The sequence below is a fragment of the Paenibacillus castaneae genome, assembly GCF_002884445.1.
Taxonomy (GTDB): Bacteria; Bacillota; Bacilli; order Paenibacillales; family Paenibacillaceae; genus Pristimantibacillus; species Pristimantibacillus castaneae.
The window spans coordinates 1,819,464-1,833,550 of sequence record NZ_KZ614144.1; the positions used below are offsets into that span (position 1 = coordinate 1,819,464).

A 14,087-nucleotide genomic window follows, 5' to 3' on the forward strand; every position below is an offset into this window, starting at 1 on the left:
CTGCTGATATGAAGCATTCGACGTTGAAGTACAGCGTGATTGTTCCAATGTATAACGAAGAAGCGGTTATTGAGCATACGTATGAACGGCTAAAGCAAGTGATGGATCTTACGGAGGAGCCGTACGAGCTGATCTTCGTAAATGATGGAAGCAAGGACAAGACCGTCGCATTAATATCTATCATATGTGATATAGACCCGAACGTAAGGCTCATTAATTTCTCGAGAAATTTTGGCCATCAAATTGCGATTTCGGCTGGCATGGATTATGCGCAGGGTGATGCAGTCGTTGTCATTGATGCGGACCTTCAGGACCCGCCAGAGGTCATATTAGACATGATCGCCAAGTGGAAGGAAGGATATGAGGTCGTTTACGGCAAACGCTTAGAGCGCAAAGGAGAGACCTTATTTAAGAAGCTGACAGCCAAGCTGTTTTATCGCATACTGCGCAGCATGACCAATGTTGATATTCCTGTCGATACGGGCGATTTCCGGTTGATCGACCGCAAGGTATGTGATGTGCTTCGCGGCTTGAAAGAAAAAAACCGTTTCGTGCGAGGCTTGGTCAGCTGGGTCGGCTTTAGGCAGACGATGGTTGAATATGTGCGGGAGGAGCGGTTTGCGGGCGAGACCAAATATCCGCTGAAAAAAATGATCGCCTTCGCGATAGACGGCATTACGTCCTTCTCTTACAAGCCGTTAAAGATTGCAACCTACGCAGGCTTTACGTTATCGATCAGCAGCTTTATTTACCTGCTCGTTGTTATTTTTCAGAAGCTGTTTACAGGCAGCACGGTAGCGGGATGGGCTTCCATAGTTGCGGTTAATTTGTTGTTCAATGGCATTATACTTATGCTCCTTGGATTAATTGGCGAATATATCGGACGGATTTATGATGAGTCCAAAAACAGGCCGCTCTATATCGTGCGTGAGCTTCAAGGTTATAAGGCAAGCGAGAAAGACGTGACTGCAAACCAAGATCCAGAGCGTGAAAAAGAATATGTCTAGATCCCACTGGAAAATGGTCGCTGCGCAATTTATTAAGTTTAATCTCATTGGATTGCTCAACACAGCAATCGATTTTTTAATATTCACCTTATTGATTTGGTTCGGTACTTATTACTTGCTTGCTCAACTGCTTGCATACAGCGCTGGAATGATTAATAGCTTGGTACTAAACAACCGATATACATTTGGTAAGGGTGAAGCAGCTTCAAAGCATTCATTGGATTTAAAGATGAGCGGAAGATTCCTTGTATGGAATAGTATTTTGCTCGGAATATCGCTGCTTCTGCTTGCCACTTTAACGAATTGGTGGGGGATGGAGGCCGTATTGGCTAAAGCTCTAGTTACGGTTACAACCGTTGGGCTCAACTTTTATGGCAGCAAGAAATGGGTTTTTGTATCAAAGGAGCCTCAAGTAGAATGAAATTTTTACAAAAGATGTACATAAAAACAGAGAGAAATGAAAAGAAGTAAAGAGAACTAAACTCATCACTTCTTTTTGCCAAGGAAGGTGGGGACATGAAAAGAATACTGTCTTATACATTAGTCGTTCTGGGTATTTTGGTTCTCCTCTATCCGAAAGCTAACGAATGGTATGACAATAGGCAGCAAGCAAAGCTGATGGCGGAGTGGGAGCAAGCAAGCTTTGAAGAAACGGCACAGCAGCAGGCACAGCAGCAGTATGAGCAGTTGACCGAACTATTCAATGAGGAGTCAGCGTCGGACCATCTAGATCCAACATCGGCTTTGGGGCATATTCCAACCGAGACGGAACCACCTAACGAGCTGCCGACTGAATCAATAACGGCAACTCCTTCGCCAGTACCGGTGACGCCAAAGCTCACCCCGATCGCAACGCTCATCATTGATAAAATCAAACTAAAGCTGCCTGTCGTTGAGGGCGCTACCCAAAAGAACATGAAGTCCGCGACCGCGCATTTAAAGGAAACAACAGGCTTCGGTCAAATTGGGAATGCTGCAATCGCAGGCCATCGGATGCGTGCGAAGGGCAAACTGTTTAACCGTCTCGGTGAAATTGAGGTCGGAGACAAAATCGTGGTGAGCACTAAGAATGAATCCTTTACCTACACGGTTTATCAAGTGTCGATTGTTGAGCCGAAGGATGTATCCGTTCTAAACTATAACAAAAAAGACAAGCTGCTCACATTAATTACTTGCGATCCAATCGTCAATCCAACACATCGTTTAATCATCCACGCCAAGATGTAAGCTAGAGGAGCCCATTTTCTTCAGACACGGCACCAATGATATCGCCCCTTCATAATATAAGTTGACTGTATCCCTTAACCTTGTTAAACCATAAAAACCCGCGCAAGGAGGGGTGACAAACATTGAAGGGTAGCGACCATAAGAGTAAATTTCTATTGACGCATCGTGAACGCGAGGTATTCGAGCTGTTGGTACAGGACAAAACCACAAGAGATATTGCACAGCAGTTATTCATCAGCGAGAAGACTGTCCGCAACCATATTTCTAATGTCATGCAAAAATTGAATGTAAAAGGTCGTTCGCAAGCGGTTGTCGAGCTAATAAAGCTTGGTGAATTACAAATCTAACATATGAATATATGGAGGCAGCATACTGTTATGCTGTCTTGTTTTATGTGTTGTGTTGATATATACGTTCTAACGGGGGTTAACGGTATTTCCTACATGTAATTGAGCGGAATTAAGGGTTTAAACCAACTTAGCAGGAAAACATGCAGCTAATTTGTAGGAAATAGCGTCTTTTCCTTCCGAAGCGATGATTTAACGGTAGCTTTTACAGTTAGTATTTGATTGGAGCTGTTTTCAAGACGATTAACTGTAGAAAATCCAGCTAGTTGTTCAAATAAGAGCAGAGTCGGGGGTTTCCGCTAAACGAGTTTATTAAAGAATAGAAGTCATAAGTTAGAGGATAGAAAAAAGAAATAAAGGCGACAAACATTGAAGGGTAGCGACCATAGGAGTATTTGCCCGAGGACTCCTCCTCACTTGCCAAAATTTTTCTGTCGAGTATGATTTACATAGGGGAGTGATACGTTTATGTCCACAATTAATATCGAAAATAATAATCTAATTAGAATCGGCATCATTGGTCCTCCTGTTATCGTGGATCAAATGCTGCGGGTGCTTGAGAATTTCCCTTCATTCTCCCCAGTCCCTCTAATTCTGAATCACGCAGACGATGCATCAGAGCTTGCTGAGAAACTGGGCAATGAGGTTGAGGTTGTGCTCATCTCCGATTCGCTCTCACATCGGAAGATGAAGGAGAAGCTGAACCTGTCAATCCCTGTTCATCATGTACCGATTACTGACGCTGGTTTATATAAGGCATTATTTAAAGCGCAGTATGTGGACAAGCTTGGCAGCGGAATTTCTGTTGACACTTTGACGGAAACGATGGTGCTGCGAACCCTAACGGGATTGGGCATACCCGAAACCCAATCCATCATTTACGATGGACCAGCTTATGCTTCTGAGGACAAGCTCGTTGCATTCCATAAAGCTCAATTTCTTGCAGGAGCCTGCTCTGTTGCTTTTACCGGCCTGGAGTCAGTTGCCAAGGAGCTGGATAGACTTGAAATACCGAACGTACAGCTGATGCCATCCGATCAGGATATTGTCGTTTCGCTAGAGCGTGCACTTCTTTCCACGGAGTCACGCCGCAGCAAAGAAGCGCAAATCGTCGTAGGCATATTAAATATTGATCATTTCGAGAAAATGGCTATAAAGCGAAGCAGTGAGCATGAGGTCCAGAAGCTGAAGCTGAACATACATCGGATGGTGCTCGATTATGTTGAGCTGCTTGATGGATACTTAACTCATCTTGGCGGAGATGAATATCTTTTCTTTACGACAAGGGGTATATTTGAGCGTGAAACAGGTGGTTATAAGACGATTCCTCTAGCCAAAGACGTAAATAAAACCTTTGAAGTATCGCTAAGCATTGGCATGGGCTTTGGGAGATCTGCGAATGAAGCGGGCACAAATGCTAGAATCGCAATGCGAAAGGCGAAGGAAGCCGGTGGCAATGCATGCTTTATTGTCCGAGAGGACGGTACATTAATCGGTCCGCTCGAAATGGCTGATCCGATTCGTGATGTGCTGTCCTTCACAGATGCGCAGCTGATCAAGCGTGCTGAGGATGCCGGTATGACCAGCGCCTATTTGAGCAAGCTGCTTCACAATAGAGCCCGGCTTGGGAAATATGAGTATAAGGTGCATGAGCTTGCAGCCCTGCTTGATATTACGGTAAGAAGCGCGCATCGCCTGCTCCTGTTATGGATTGATAACGAATTAGTCGATATTTCAGGAATGGAAAAGGTGCCTCGCGGCAGGCCTAGACAAATATATAAATTTACATTTTTGCAAAAGAACCCTTCATAGGGTCTTTTTTTGTTTTATATAAAGACGATTAAAAGATTTGTCTTTATATATCAGCTGTAGGTATGATGGAGAAGAAAACAGATCTGAAGGGAGTTAATGAGAATGAAAACAATTGCAGAATTGGAAGCAAAATTAGCAGAGCCGTCCAAAAAGCTTATTGAGGATTTACGTCAGATAGAGGGCGATATATTAGTACTTGGAATTGGCGGGAAAATGGGCCCCAGCTTAGCTAGGCTGGCAAAAAACGCAATCCGTGAAGGGGGCTTAAACAAACGTGTAATTGGCGTTTCAAGGTTTTCCAATGAAGAAGCAAGGCGGGAGCTTGAGGAAGCCGGTGTTGAAACCATTTCCTGTGATTTGCTTGATGACCAGGCGTTAAATCGTTTGCCGGATGTGCAGAATGTAATTTACATGGCTGGCAATAAATTTGGGACAACAGGCAAGGAATATTTCACATGGGCGATGAACGCTTATCTGCCCGGCAGAGTAGCTGAGAAATACAAAAACTCTCGAATAGTCGTATTCTCCTCTGGCAATGTGTACCCATTCTCGCCCACGGGAAGCGGAGGCGTTAATGAGGGGACTGCACCGGAGCCGCTTGGTGAATATGCCCAATCCTGCCTAGGACGAGAGCGCGTATTTGAATATTTCTCCCATCAAAATGGCACGCCTATGGCTATTTATCGTCTTAATTACGCTATCGATATGCGCTACGGAGTTCTTCTGGAGCTCGCGAAAGCAGTTTGGGAGGAACGTCCTATAAACCTGTCGATGGGACATGCAAATATTATTTGGCAGGGGGATGCTAATGAAATGGCATTGCGCTGCTTAACACAATGCTCTAATCCCCCTTCCATTATCAATGTGACTGGACCGGAGACAATGTCAATTCGCTTTGCTGCAGGAGAATTTGCGAAAAGAATGGGCAAGGAAGCCATTTTCACTGGTGTGGAATCTGATACCGCACTTCTGAATAATGCTGCTAAAGCTCACCAATTATTCGGTTATCCAAGCGTATCCTTACTCCAAATGATTGATTGGACGGCGGATTGGGTACAAGCGGATGGCTACACTTGGAACAAACCGACGCATTTTCAAGAGAGAAAGGGGAAATTTTAATTGAGTGAAGCACGTAAGCCCCTGTTGTCCGTTGAACTTGCCAAAGCGCTGCACGAAGGTTTAGTCATTCCGGCACATCCGCTTGCTTTGGATGAAAACCGAAAGCTTGACGAGCGTCATCAGCGGGCGTTAACGAGATACTATGCTGCATCAGGTGCCGGAGGCATTGCCATTGGCGTTCACTCCACACAATTTGAAATCCGTGATAAAGGCATTGATTTGTATGAGCCGCTGCTGCGTATGGCGGCGGAGGAAATAGCGAGAGCGAAGCTCGACCGGCCGTTTATTAAAGTTGCCGGGTTATGCGGTCCGACTGAGCAGGCGCTGGAAGAAGCTGAAATAGCTGTGGAGCTAGGCTATGATGTTGGCTTGCTTAGTATGGGAGGTCTAACCGGTTGGAGCGAGAAAGAGGTTTTGGAGCGAACAGCTAAGGTCGCGGAGAAGATTCCAGTTATCGGATTTTATTTGCAGCCTTCTGTAGGCGGCAAAATTTTCAGTTTTGATTTCTGGCGTGAATTCGCAGAAATTCCGAATGTAGTCGCGATCAAGATGGCGCCGTTCAATCGTTATCAGACCATTGACGTTGTCCGGGCTGTATGCTATTCCAGCAGACGTGATGAAATCGCGCTCTATACCGGCAATGATGATAATATCGTGAATGATCTGTTAACAACATATCGATTCATGGTTGACGGTTCTATGGTCGAAAAACGTATGGTTGGCGGCTTGCTTGGGCATTGGGCAGTTTGGACGGAGAAAGCAGTTGAGCTTCTTGAAGAAATCAAGCGCTGCCGAAATGACGAAGTCCTATCGGGAAAATGGCTGACAAGAAACATTGAAGTAACAGATTCCAACGCGGCATTCTTCGATCCGGCGCATCAATTCGCAGGCTGCATACCCGGCATTCATGAGGTGCTGCGCAGGCAGGGGCTAATGAAAGGCATTTGGTGCTTGAATCCTCATGAAACATTGTCACCAGGACAGTATGAAGAGATCGATCGGGTTTACAAGGATTACCCGCATCTGCATGATGATGAGTTTGTGAGCAAGCATTTGCAAGATTGGCTGAAGGACTAATAACTAAAGCTTGAGAATCTGTTGAACGGAGGGGCGCCATGCGTTTTAAAGATGTGTTCTCTATTATTGGACCGAGCATGATCGGTCCATCCAGCTCTCATACGGCTGGAGCAGCGCGCATTGGCCGAGCAGCGCGGAAGATTTACGGTGAGTTCCCAGAGCAGGTCGAAATTATATTTTATGGGTCATTCGCTGAAACGTACAGCGGACATGGGTCTGATCTGGCCATTGTAGCAGGTCTGCTCGATTATAATACGGACGATATCCGAATTAGAGATTCTGTAAGCATCGCTGAAACGATGGGAATGAGCCTCTCGTTCCAGACAAGCAAGAAACCTTCTGCTCATCCCAATACGGTCATGCTAAAGCTTAAAGGTAAAGGGCGTCAAGAAGACAGCGTAATCGGCGCGTCGATTGGAGGCGGGAACATAGAAATTTCCGCGATCAATGATTTCGATGTGAAATTTACGATGAACTATCCTACTTTGCTCGTTTTTCATAACGATCGGCCAGGCATTGTCGCAGATATTACGGCCATACTCGGCAGCGGAGGTGTCAATATCGGCTGCATGGATGTAGACCGCAAAGGCAGAAACGGTGATGCATTGACCGTCATTGAAACGGATGAGGCAGTACCGCTTGCGTTAATAGAACGTATCCGAGGCTTGCAAGACATTCATCGTATTTGTGAGGCTGATCTAACGGACAATGAGGTGAAGGGTTGAGATTCAAAACATTACAGCAGCTTGTGGATAGCTGCACCCAAGACGGAGTAACGATGGGTCAATTGATGTTAACGGAGCAGGCGAAAGAAACGGGAATAAGTGAAGAGCAAACTTTCCAGCAGATGGCTGACTATTACAGCATTATGAAAGAAGCTGTTCGCAGGGGGATTGAGGAGCCTGTGGCTTCTCGGAGCGGATTAACAGGCGGAGACGCAGTGCGAATGCAAAGTTATATGAAAAACCATGAACCTTCCTCTGGGAAGGAGGCAAGCCGTGCGCTCGCTTACGCGTTATCCGTGTCAGAAGTAAATGCGACGATGGGCCGGATTGTGGCGACACCAACGGCGGGTTCATGCGGAATCATTCCAGGCGTATTTGTCAGTTCACAGGAACGGTTCCATTGGGACGACGATCATCTTGTGATGGGCTTGTTCAGCGCAGGCGCGATTGGCTACGTTATTGCGAATAACTCCTTTATTTCAGGAGCGGAAGGCGGCTGTCAAGCGGAGGTCGGATCCGCAATTGGGATGGCGGCTGGCGCTCTGACTGAGCTGCGGGGAGGAACACCAGAGCAAGCGATACATGCTGTGGGGCTTGCGCTAAAAAACTCATTAGGCTTGATTTGCGACCCAGTGGGCGGGCTGGTTGAAATACCATGCATCGTAAGAAATGGTTTTGGAGCTGTTACTGCTTTAGCAGCGGCTGATATGGCGCTTGCAGGTGTTCGAAGCGTTATACCGTCTGATGAAGTGATTGGGGTCATGCTGGAGGTAGGCACTGCGATGCCTTCCAAGCATAGGGAAACAGCTAAAGGGGGATTAGCACAGACGCCGACCGGCCGCCGGATTATGCAGGATTTATATGGCCCGAATGGCAGAGGCAAGAAGAAAGGGGAATCGCCTCAAACATGAATCTAATTGAATCAGGACAACGAATGGCAGGGGAACTTATTCAATTTCGGCGGGAGCTTCACCGATATCCGGAGCTGAGCCTCCATGAGTCCGAAACGGCTGCAAAAGTAGCTGCCCAGTTAAGAGCGTGGGGGTTTCATTGTAAGACGGGAGTAGGTGGACACGGTATTATCGCTGACCTGCAAGGGAATCAGCCGGGACCCGTAATTGCACTGCGCGCGGATATGGATGCTCTTCCGATTCAAGAGGAAACCGGGTTGGAATTCGCATCTGCAAGCCCTGGCATTATGCATGCTTGCGGACATGATGCTCATACAGCTATACTTCTGGGCGCTGCTCGCTTGCTGCAGTCACAGCAGCTTGCAGGCACGGTTCGATTCCTCTTTCAAGCGGCCGAAGAAATCAATGCGGGCGCTAAAGCAATGATCGCGGATGGTGCTTTGGAAGGTGTTGATGAGATTTATGGCCTGCATAATTTGCCGACTCTGTCTGCAGGCAAGGTTGCAACGAGGTGCGGATCATTGATGGGATCGGTTGATCGTATTGAAATTACGATTGAGGGAAGAGGAGGCCACGGTGCAATCCCGGAGCAAAGCATTGATCCTGTCGTATGCGCCTCGTCTATCGTAATGGCTTTGCAAACGGTAGTTAGCAGAGAAATTTCTCCCTTTGACCCGGTAGTTATTACAATCGGCAGCATTCATGCAGGAGAAGCCAATAATGTCATTCCTCATCGTGCACAATTGACCGGAACAGTCCGTACGTTTAATCCGAAGGTACAAGAACGTATACCTAGCCAAATTGAACGTATTGTCAACGAATTGGCTGCTAGCTATCGCTGTAAAGCGAAGCTCAGCTATATACACCAGGTACCTGTTCTGGTCAATCACGATGAATGCGTACTTCATACCGAGGCTGTAATAGATCGAATGATAGGCAGGCAGCACAGAGTAGAGGCGGCACCCACACTCGCCGGTGAGGATTTCTCAGTCTATCTTGGCCAAGTTCCGGGCTGCTTCTTCTGGCTTGGATCAGGTCCTGCTGAATATGCTGAGGAAGCCTTCGGCCTCCATCATCCCCAATATATGCTGAATGAGGATTGTATTCCTCTTGGAGCTTCACTGCTTGCTGCAATCGCAATTGAGCGATGCAAATAATATATTTCCGTTGGCTGCCTTACCTTACCTTTTAGTCAAGGCAGATGGAGATTATGCGATCTCTTCTTCCCAGCGATTAATTTGATTTTTGCACTCATAAATTTTAATTGGCTAAACAGCAAATAACGGAGCAAGAATGATCTTGCACCGTTATTTCTTGCGCTCTTAGTTAATACCCATCCGTCGATTGTCCAAGCTCGGATGATATTTCCATGCCTTCGTTAGCGGGATGTGTGCCGATATGCTTGTTTTCTTTATCGTGCAGTTCAGCCTGTTTAAGACCCTCGGCTACGCGTTTGCCGTAATCCTCGTCTGCTTCGGTTAGATTCTTAATCATCAAATTACGGATTGTGCTATTGCATGTGCTAAGCGCATCAACCAAGTTTTTAATTAGCTCGTCTTGCTCCCACTTCTCAAACTTGCGATACGTATCTCCAGCTTGCTTGAAGTTATTAGTCCGATCAATGGGCTCTCTGACTAGCTTGTCAGCATAATAAGGCTCATATGCCACACCTGAGGGCGCAGCTTCCTTTAGTCCTCCTAACGATGAAGGCTCATAATTGACGTGGGGATTTTCTCCTTCTGCAATATCAATGTAGAAAGCCATTTGGCCATCCCGCTGATTCGTAGCAACGGGCTTCTTAGGTGCATTTATCGGTAATTGCAGATAGTTGGTGCCAACACGATGCCGCTGCGTATCAGAATAGGAGAAGGTGCGCCCTTGCAGCATTTTATCATCAGAGAAATCCAATCCATCCACAAGGACACCAGTACCGAAAGCAGCTTGCTCCACCTCTGCGAAATAGTTCTCAGGATTTCTATTCAATATCATACGGCCGACAGGCAGCATCGGAAACTGATCCGTGTCCCAGAGCTTCGTATCGTCAAGCGGATCGAAGTCAAGCTCTTTATGCTCGTCATCGCTCATCCACTGCACCTGCAGCTCCCATTCTGGATACTCGCCTCGTTCAATCGCTTCGTATAAATCCTGCGTGGCATGATTAAAGTTTTTTCCTTGGATTTGCTCGGCTTCATCCTGAGTTAGGTTGCGAATGCCTTGGAGCGGCTCCCAGTGATATTTAACGAGCACGGCTTTGCCTTCAGCGTTAACCCATTTGTATGTATTAACGCCTGAGCCCTGCATTTGGCGATAATTTGCAGGAATGCCCCATGGCGAGAAGAGAAATGTGATCATATGTGTAGATTCCGGCGATAACGATACGAAGTCGAAGAAACGCTCCATGCTTTGCACATGAGTAACAGGGTCAGGCTTAAAGGCGTGAACCATATCGGGAAACTTAATAGCATCACGAATAAAAAAAATTTTTAGATTATTGCCTACCAGATCCCAATTGCCATCCTCCGTATAAAATTTTGTCGCGAAGCCGCGCGGATCACGAAGGGTTTCAGGCGAATGACCGCCATGGATTACGCTGGAGAAACGGACAAATACTGGCGTTTGCTTGCCAGCCTCTTGAAAGAGCTTGGCTCTTGTATATTTAGAGATCGGTTCGTTTCCTAATTTGCCATATGCCTCGAAATAACCGTGTGCACCAGCGCCCCGTGCATGAACGACGCGTTCTGGTACGCGCTCTCGGTCAAAATGCGTGATTTTCTCGATAAAATGGTAATTTTCCAAGGTTGATGGGCCTCTATTGCCGATTGTTCGAATGTTTTGATTATCGGTTATGGGATGGCCTTGCCTGTTTGTCAAAGTTTGGTTTGTTGAATCGTTTTTCGTATCTTTTGAATTTTCTTTCGATGTCATGATGCTGGAAGCCTCCAATTTTCATTATATTTCCTTACAATTAAGTAGTATTATTCATTTCTCTCTTCATTATTCTAATAATTAAATGTTGTTAATTAGATAGAACTGCTCATTATTAGTTGGGAATATGGTATGATAGGACTACATTTATATGGGCTGCTCACGGTTTTGCGAAGGTGGTTTTCTACGCTTACGAGGTAGGTTTACTACGTAAACCTTAGTGTATGCTTTCGAAGTAGGTTTACTTCGTAAACCTTTAGGAGGATAAGATGCTGAAATTCGGTCTTTTTATATTATTAGCATGGCTGTTTGGAAATCCGTTTATTGCAATCATTGTACTTTTGGTCCTTTTTTATATATTGGACCGCCGTTTTGTAGGGCTGATGCCTAGTCTGTTCAAACCAATTAAAAGATCATCCAGAATAAAAAAATTGAAGCAGCATATTAATCTATCGCCAAATGATGTGTCAGCCAAGCATGAGCTTGCACGGCTTTTAATAGAAAGAAAGAAATACAGCGAAGCAGCCAATTTGTTGGAGCCGCTGCAGCAAACACTGGAGGATTCAGCTGAGTATTGGGATGACTTGGGGACCAGCAGCTTATTCTCAGGCAAAGTTGAGCGCGGCATAGCAAGCATGGTTCATGCTCTAAAGCTCAATCCGCGAGTTAAATACGGTGCCCCTTATCTGAGGCTGGCTGCCTATTATTCTAAGGATCAAACGGAACAAGCACTCGCTTACATACGTGCATTCCAGGAGATTCAATCTTCCTCTTGCGAGGCTTATGACCGCATGTCATCTATTTATAAGGGGATGGGTCAAGAAGAGGAAGCGAAGCGAGCGGCGGAGGAAGGTTTGCAAATATATCGGATGCTTCCTCGCTACAAGAAACGGCAGGAGCGGAAATGGGCGGTTCGTTTGCTCTGGAAAAAGATGTTCAGGTAACGCTTTTCATCGAATCGACTAGTAAAATAGAAAATTATTGTTATTATTTGTTATTGTAAGCAGTATTGTCCTTTTTAACATAATGCTACATAATGAAGTTTATATTAGAGAGAAGGGCAAGATGCGCGAGATGCAACGCAATATTTGGCTTATGGCGATTAGTGTTATCGTCGTTTTAGTATTATTAAATAACACATTCTATTATTTTCTTACCAAAAAAACGATGGAAGATTCCTTCAATGAAGATTTGCATAATCATGCGAAGCGACTCGAAGTTTCACTGGAGCAATCACGACTTGGCTCGGAGCAGTTTCAAGATCAAATTGGACGGGAGCTTAGGGCAGCATCAATCGCAGTGCAATACGCGCTTGACCCGGATATTGAGAAAGTTACGAATGAGCAGTTGATGGAGCTTCGCGATAAGCTGGGCATTAGCCACATCACGCTTCTCAAGAAATTTCCGGATGACATTGTATTATACAAATCCTCTGATGAAGGACAATTAAATAAAAGCACGAAGACGTGGAAGCCGTGGTATGAAGTATTTAATCAGCTGTTTTATGAAAAAAATGTATCTGTTAAATGGCTTGGACAAACACTGCCGAGTTTCTGGAGTGGACCATTCGAGGTCTCATCGACCGATGTTCACAAAATAAATAAATGGGGCTATTACTACGACGGCGCAACGAATTATATTATTGATCCATACGTTGATTATTCGAGACAAGAGCAATATGAGAATGCAACCGGCGTTCATCATATGATCGAAAATTCAATTCAAAGCAGCGACTCTTTGCTGGAGATCGCCTTTATTAATCCCGAAACATTTCCAGATGGAATTAATACGATTAATCCAGAAGGTCAGGTTCAAGGCCATAAAGTGCAGGACCCGATATTTTATGGCGCTTATACGATAAAGTCTGAGCAGGATACAGATTTAGTGCGGCAAGCCTATTTAACGAAAAAAACCGTAACACTGAAGGAAAAGATAGACGGAAAAGACATTTTCAAAATGTATATTCCTGTGTTTGCTATTGAAAATGGGATTAATATTACCGACAAAGACGGCCAGCCGATGAATAGCTATGTGCTGATGTTAACTTCCGATTATCATGTCATTCAGGAAAAGCTGGACTCACAGTTTCTAAATTTAGGAATCATCATTATTGCTCTGACCGGCCTCAGCTTATTAATAGCTTTTATGGCGATGCGCTACTACAGACAGTCGCGAGACAAGGTAGTTCGCGTAACCCAAGAAACGTATGTTGAAGAAATTAATCAGCTTTTCCAATCGATTCGAGCGCAGCGGCATGATTTCTTAAATCATGTACAGACGATTCATTCACTCGCGGAGCTGGAGAAATCGAAGGAGCTTGTCGCTTATACGAAAGAATTAACGGGCGACATACGTTTGATGAACGATATTATTAATATCGGAAATCCTGCAATTGCAGCGCTTGTGCGTTCTAAAATTTCTCAGGCGGAAAGCTATAAAATCAAATTCAGCTGCTCTTTTACAGGATTAAATATGCAAGAGATGGGAGTCAAGACGCTAGATGTCAATCGAATGCTAGGCAATCTGATCGACAACGCTTTTGACGAGGTGCTTAGATATCCAGAAGACCGGCGTCATGTAACGCTTGTTGGGAAGCAGTCGGCAGATTATCTTGAATTTACGATTAGCAACACATGCGAGAATGCGGATGAAGCAGTAGTCAAGCCGCTGTTTGACGCTGGCTATTCCACTAAACAGCAGGACCATCAAGGACTAGGCCTCTCCATCGTAAAGACCATCGCCAAGCAGTACAAAGGAGATGTTTTTGTCACGGCAGAGCCAGCTGGGAAATTAACATTTATAGTGAAAATACCGATATAAACGAATCGGGCCTCTTATGACGGATATATACTCGTCAATATGAGGCTTTTTTCTTTCTCCATACCGTAGTGAGGAGAGCTTTTACGGCCAAAGGATGGCTTCGGCTCTTCGCGCTTG

13 protein-coding genes are annotated in these 14,087 nt (G+C 45.3%); 12 read left to right on the forward strand and 1 reads right to left on the reverse strand.

Annotation, left to right across the window (positions count from 1 at the left end; translation table 11 throughout):
- The first annotated feature begins 8 nt into the window (after positions 1-8).
- From CEF13_RS07835 to CEF13_RS07880, 10 genes are all read left to right on the forward strand, one after another.
- Entirely contained in the window at positions 9-1,007 is a 999-nt protein-coding gene (locus tag CEF13_RS07835; RefSeq protein ID WP_102710171.1) for a glycosyltransferase family 2 protein, read from the forward strand.
- Positions 1,000-1,428 (forward strand): GtrA family protein, encoded by a 429-nt coding sequence (locus tag CEF13_RS07840; protein WP_102710172.1) that lies wholly within the window; start codon positions 1,000-1,002, stop codon positions 1,426-1,428. The genes CEF13_RS07835 and CEF13_RS07840 overlap by 8 nt, the downstream gene beginning before the upstream one ends.
- Positions 1,429-1,523: 95 nt before the next feature.
- Positions 1,524-2,234: a class D sortase gene (locus tag CEF13_RS07845; protein WP_102710173.1), complete on the forward strand. Its 711-nt coding sequence runs from the start codon at positions 1,524-1,526 to the stop codon at positions 2,232-2,234.
- Between the two features lie 122 nt (positions 2,235-2,356).
- Positions 2,357-2,581: a helix-turn-helix domain-containing protein gene (locus CEF13_RS07850; protein WP_006040330.1), complete on the forward strand. Its 225-nt coding sequence runs from the start codon at positions 2,357-2,359 to the stop codon at positions 2,579-2,581.
- Positions 2,582-3,049: 468 nt separating this feature from the next.
- Positions 3,050-4,393: a nucleotidyl cyclase domain-containing protein gene (locus CEF13_RS07855; RefSeq protein ID WP_102710174.1), complete on the forward strand. Its 1,344-nt coding sequence runs from the start codon at positions 3,050-3,052 to the stop codon at positions 4,391-4,393.
- Positions 4,394-4,495: 102 nt separating this feature from the next.
- Positions 4,496-5,512, forward strand: a complete 1,017-nt coding sequence (locus CEF13_RS07860) for an NAD-dependent epimerase/dehydratase family protein (RefSeq protein WP_102710175.1) — start codon at positions 4,496-4,498, stop codon at positions 5,510-5,512.
- Positions 5,513-6,589, forward strand: coding sequence for a dihydrodipicolinate synthase family protein (locus CEF13_RS07865; protein WP_102710176.1), 1,077 nt, complete (start codon positions 5,513-5,515; stop codon positions 6,587-6,589).
- Between the two features lie 38 nt (positions 6,590-6,627).
- Complete coding sequence (gene sdaAB, locus CEF13_RS07870) at positions 6,628-7,314, forward strand: L-serine ammonia-lyase, iron-sulfur-dependent subunit beta (protein WP_102710177.1); 687 nt, start codon at positions 6,628-6,630, stop codon at positions 7,312-7,314.
- Positions 7,311-8,225 carry an L-serine ammonia-lyase, iron-sulfur-dependent, subunit alpha gene (sdaAA, locus tag CEF13_RS07875; protein WP_102710178.1) on the forward strand — a complete coding sequence of 305 codons (915 nt, stop codon included), beginning with the start codon at positions 7,311-7,313 and terminating at the stop codon, positions 8,223-8,225. The genes sdaAB and sdaAA overlap by 4 nt, the downstream gene beginning before the upstream one ends.
- Positions 8,222-9,382, forward strand: a complete 1,161-nt coding sequence (locus CEF13_RS07880; RefSeq protein ID WP_102710179.1) for a M20 metallopeptidase family protein — start codon at positions 8,222-8,224, stop codon at positions 9,380-9,382. Before sdaAA ends, CEF13_RS07880 begins: the two co-directional genes overlap by 4 nt.
- 169 nt (positions 9,383-9,551) lie before the next feature.
- Here the strand turns inward: CEF13_RS07880 and CEF13_RS07885 are convergent, their stop codons facing one another.
- Positions 9,552-11,150 (reverse strand): catalase, encoded by a 1,599-nt coding sequence (locus tag CEF13_RS07885; protein ID WP_102710180.1) that lies wholly within the window; start codon positions 11,148-11,150, stop codon positions 9,552-9,554.
- 269 nt (positions 11,151-11,419) lie between these two features.
- On the opposite strand from CEF13_RS07885, the gene CEF13_RS07890 reads away from it, so the two are divergent.
- Both CEF13_RS07890 and CEF13_RS07895 read left to right on the forward strand, forming a co-directional pair.
- Positions 11,420-12,094, forward strand: a complete 675-nt coding sequence (locus CEF13_RS07890; protein WP_102710181.1) for a tetratricopeptide repeat protein — start codon at positions 11,420-11,422, stop codon at positions 12,092-12,094.
- Positions 12,095-12,215: 121 nt separating this feature from the next.
- A complete protein-coding gene (locus CEF13_RS07895) occupies positions 12,216-13,970 on the forward strand; it encodes a sensor histidine kinase (protein WP_243864513.1) in 1,755 nt (584 codons plus the stop codon).
- Positions 13,971-14,087: the final 117 nt, after the last annotated feature.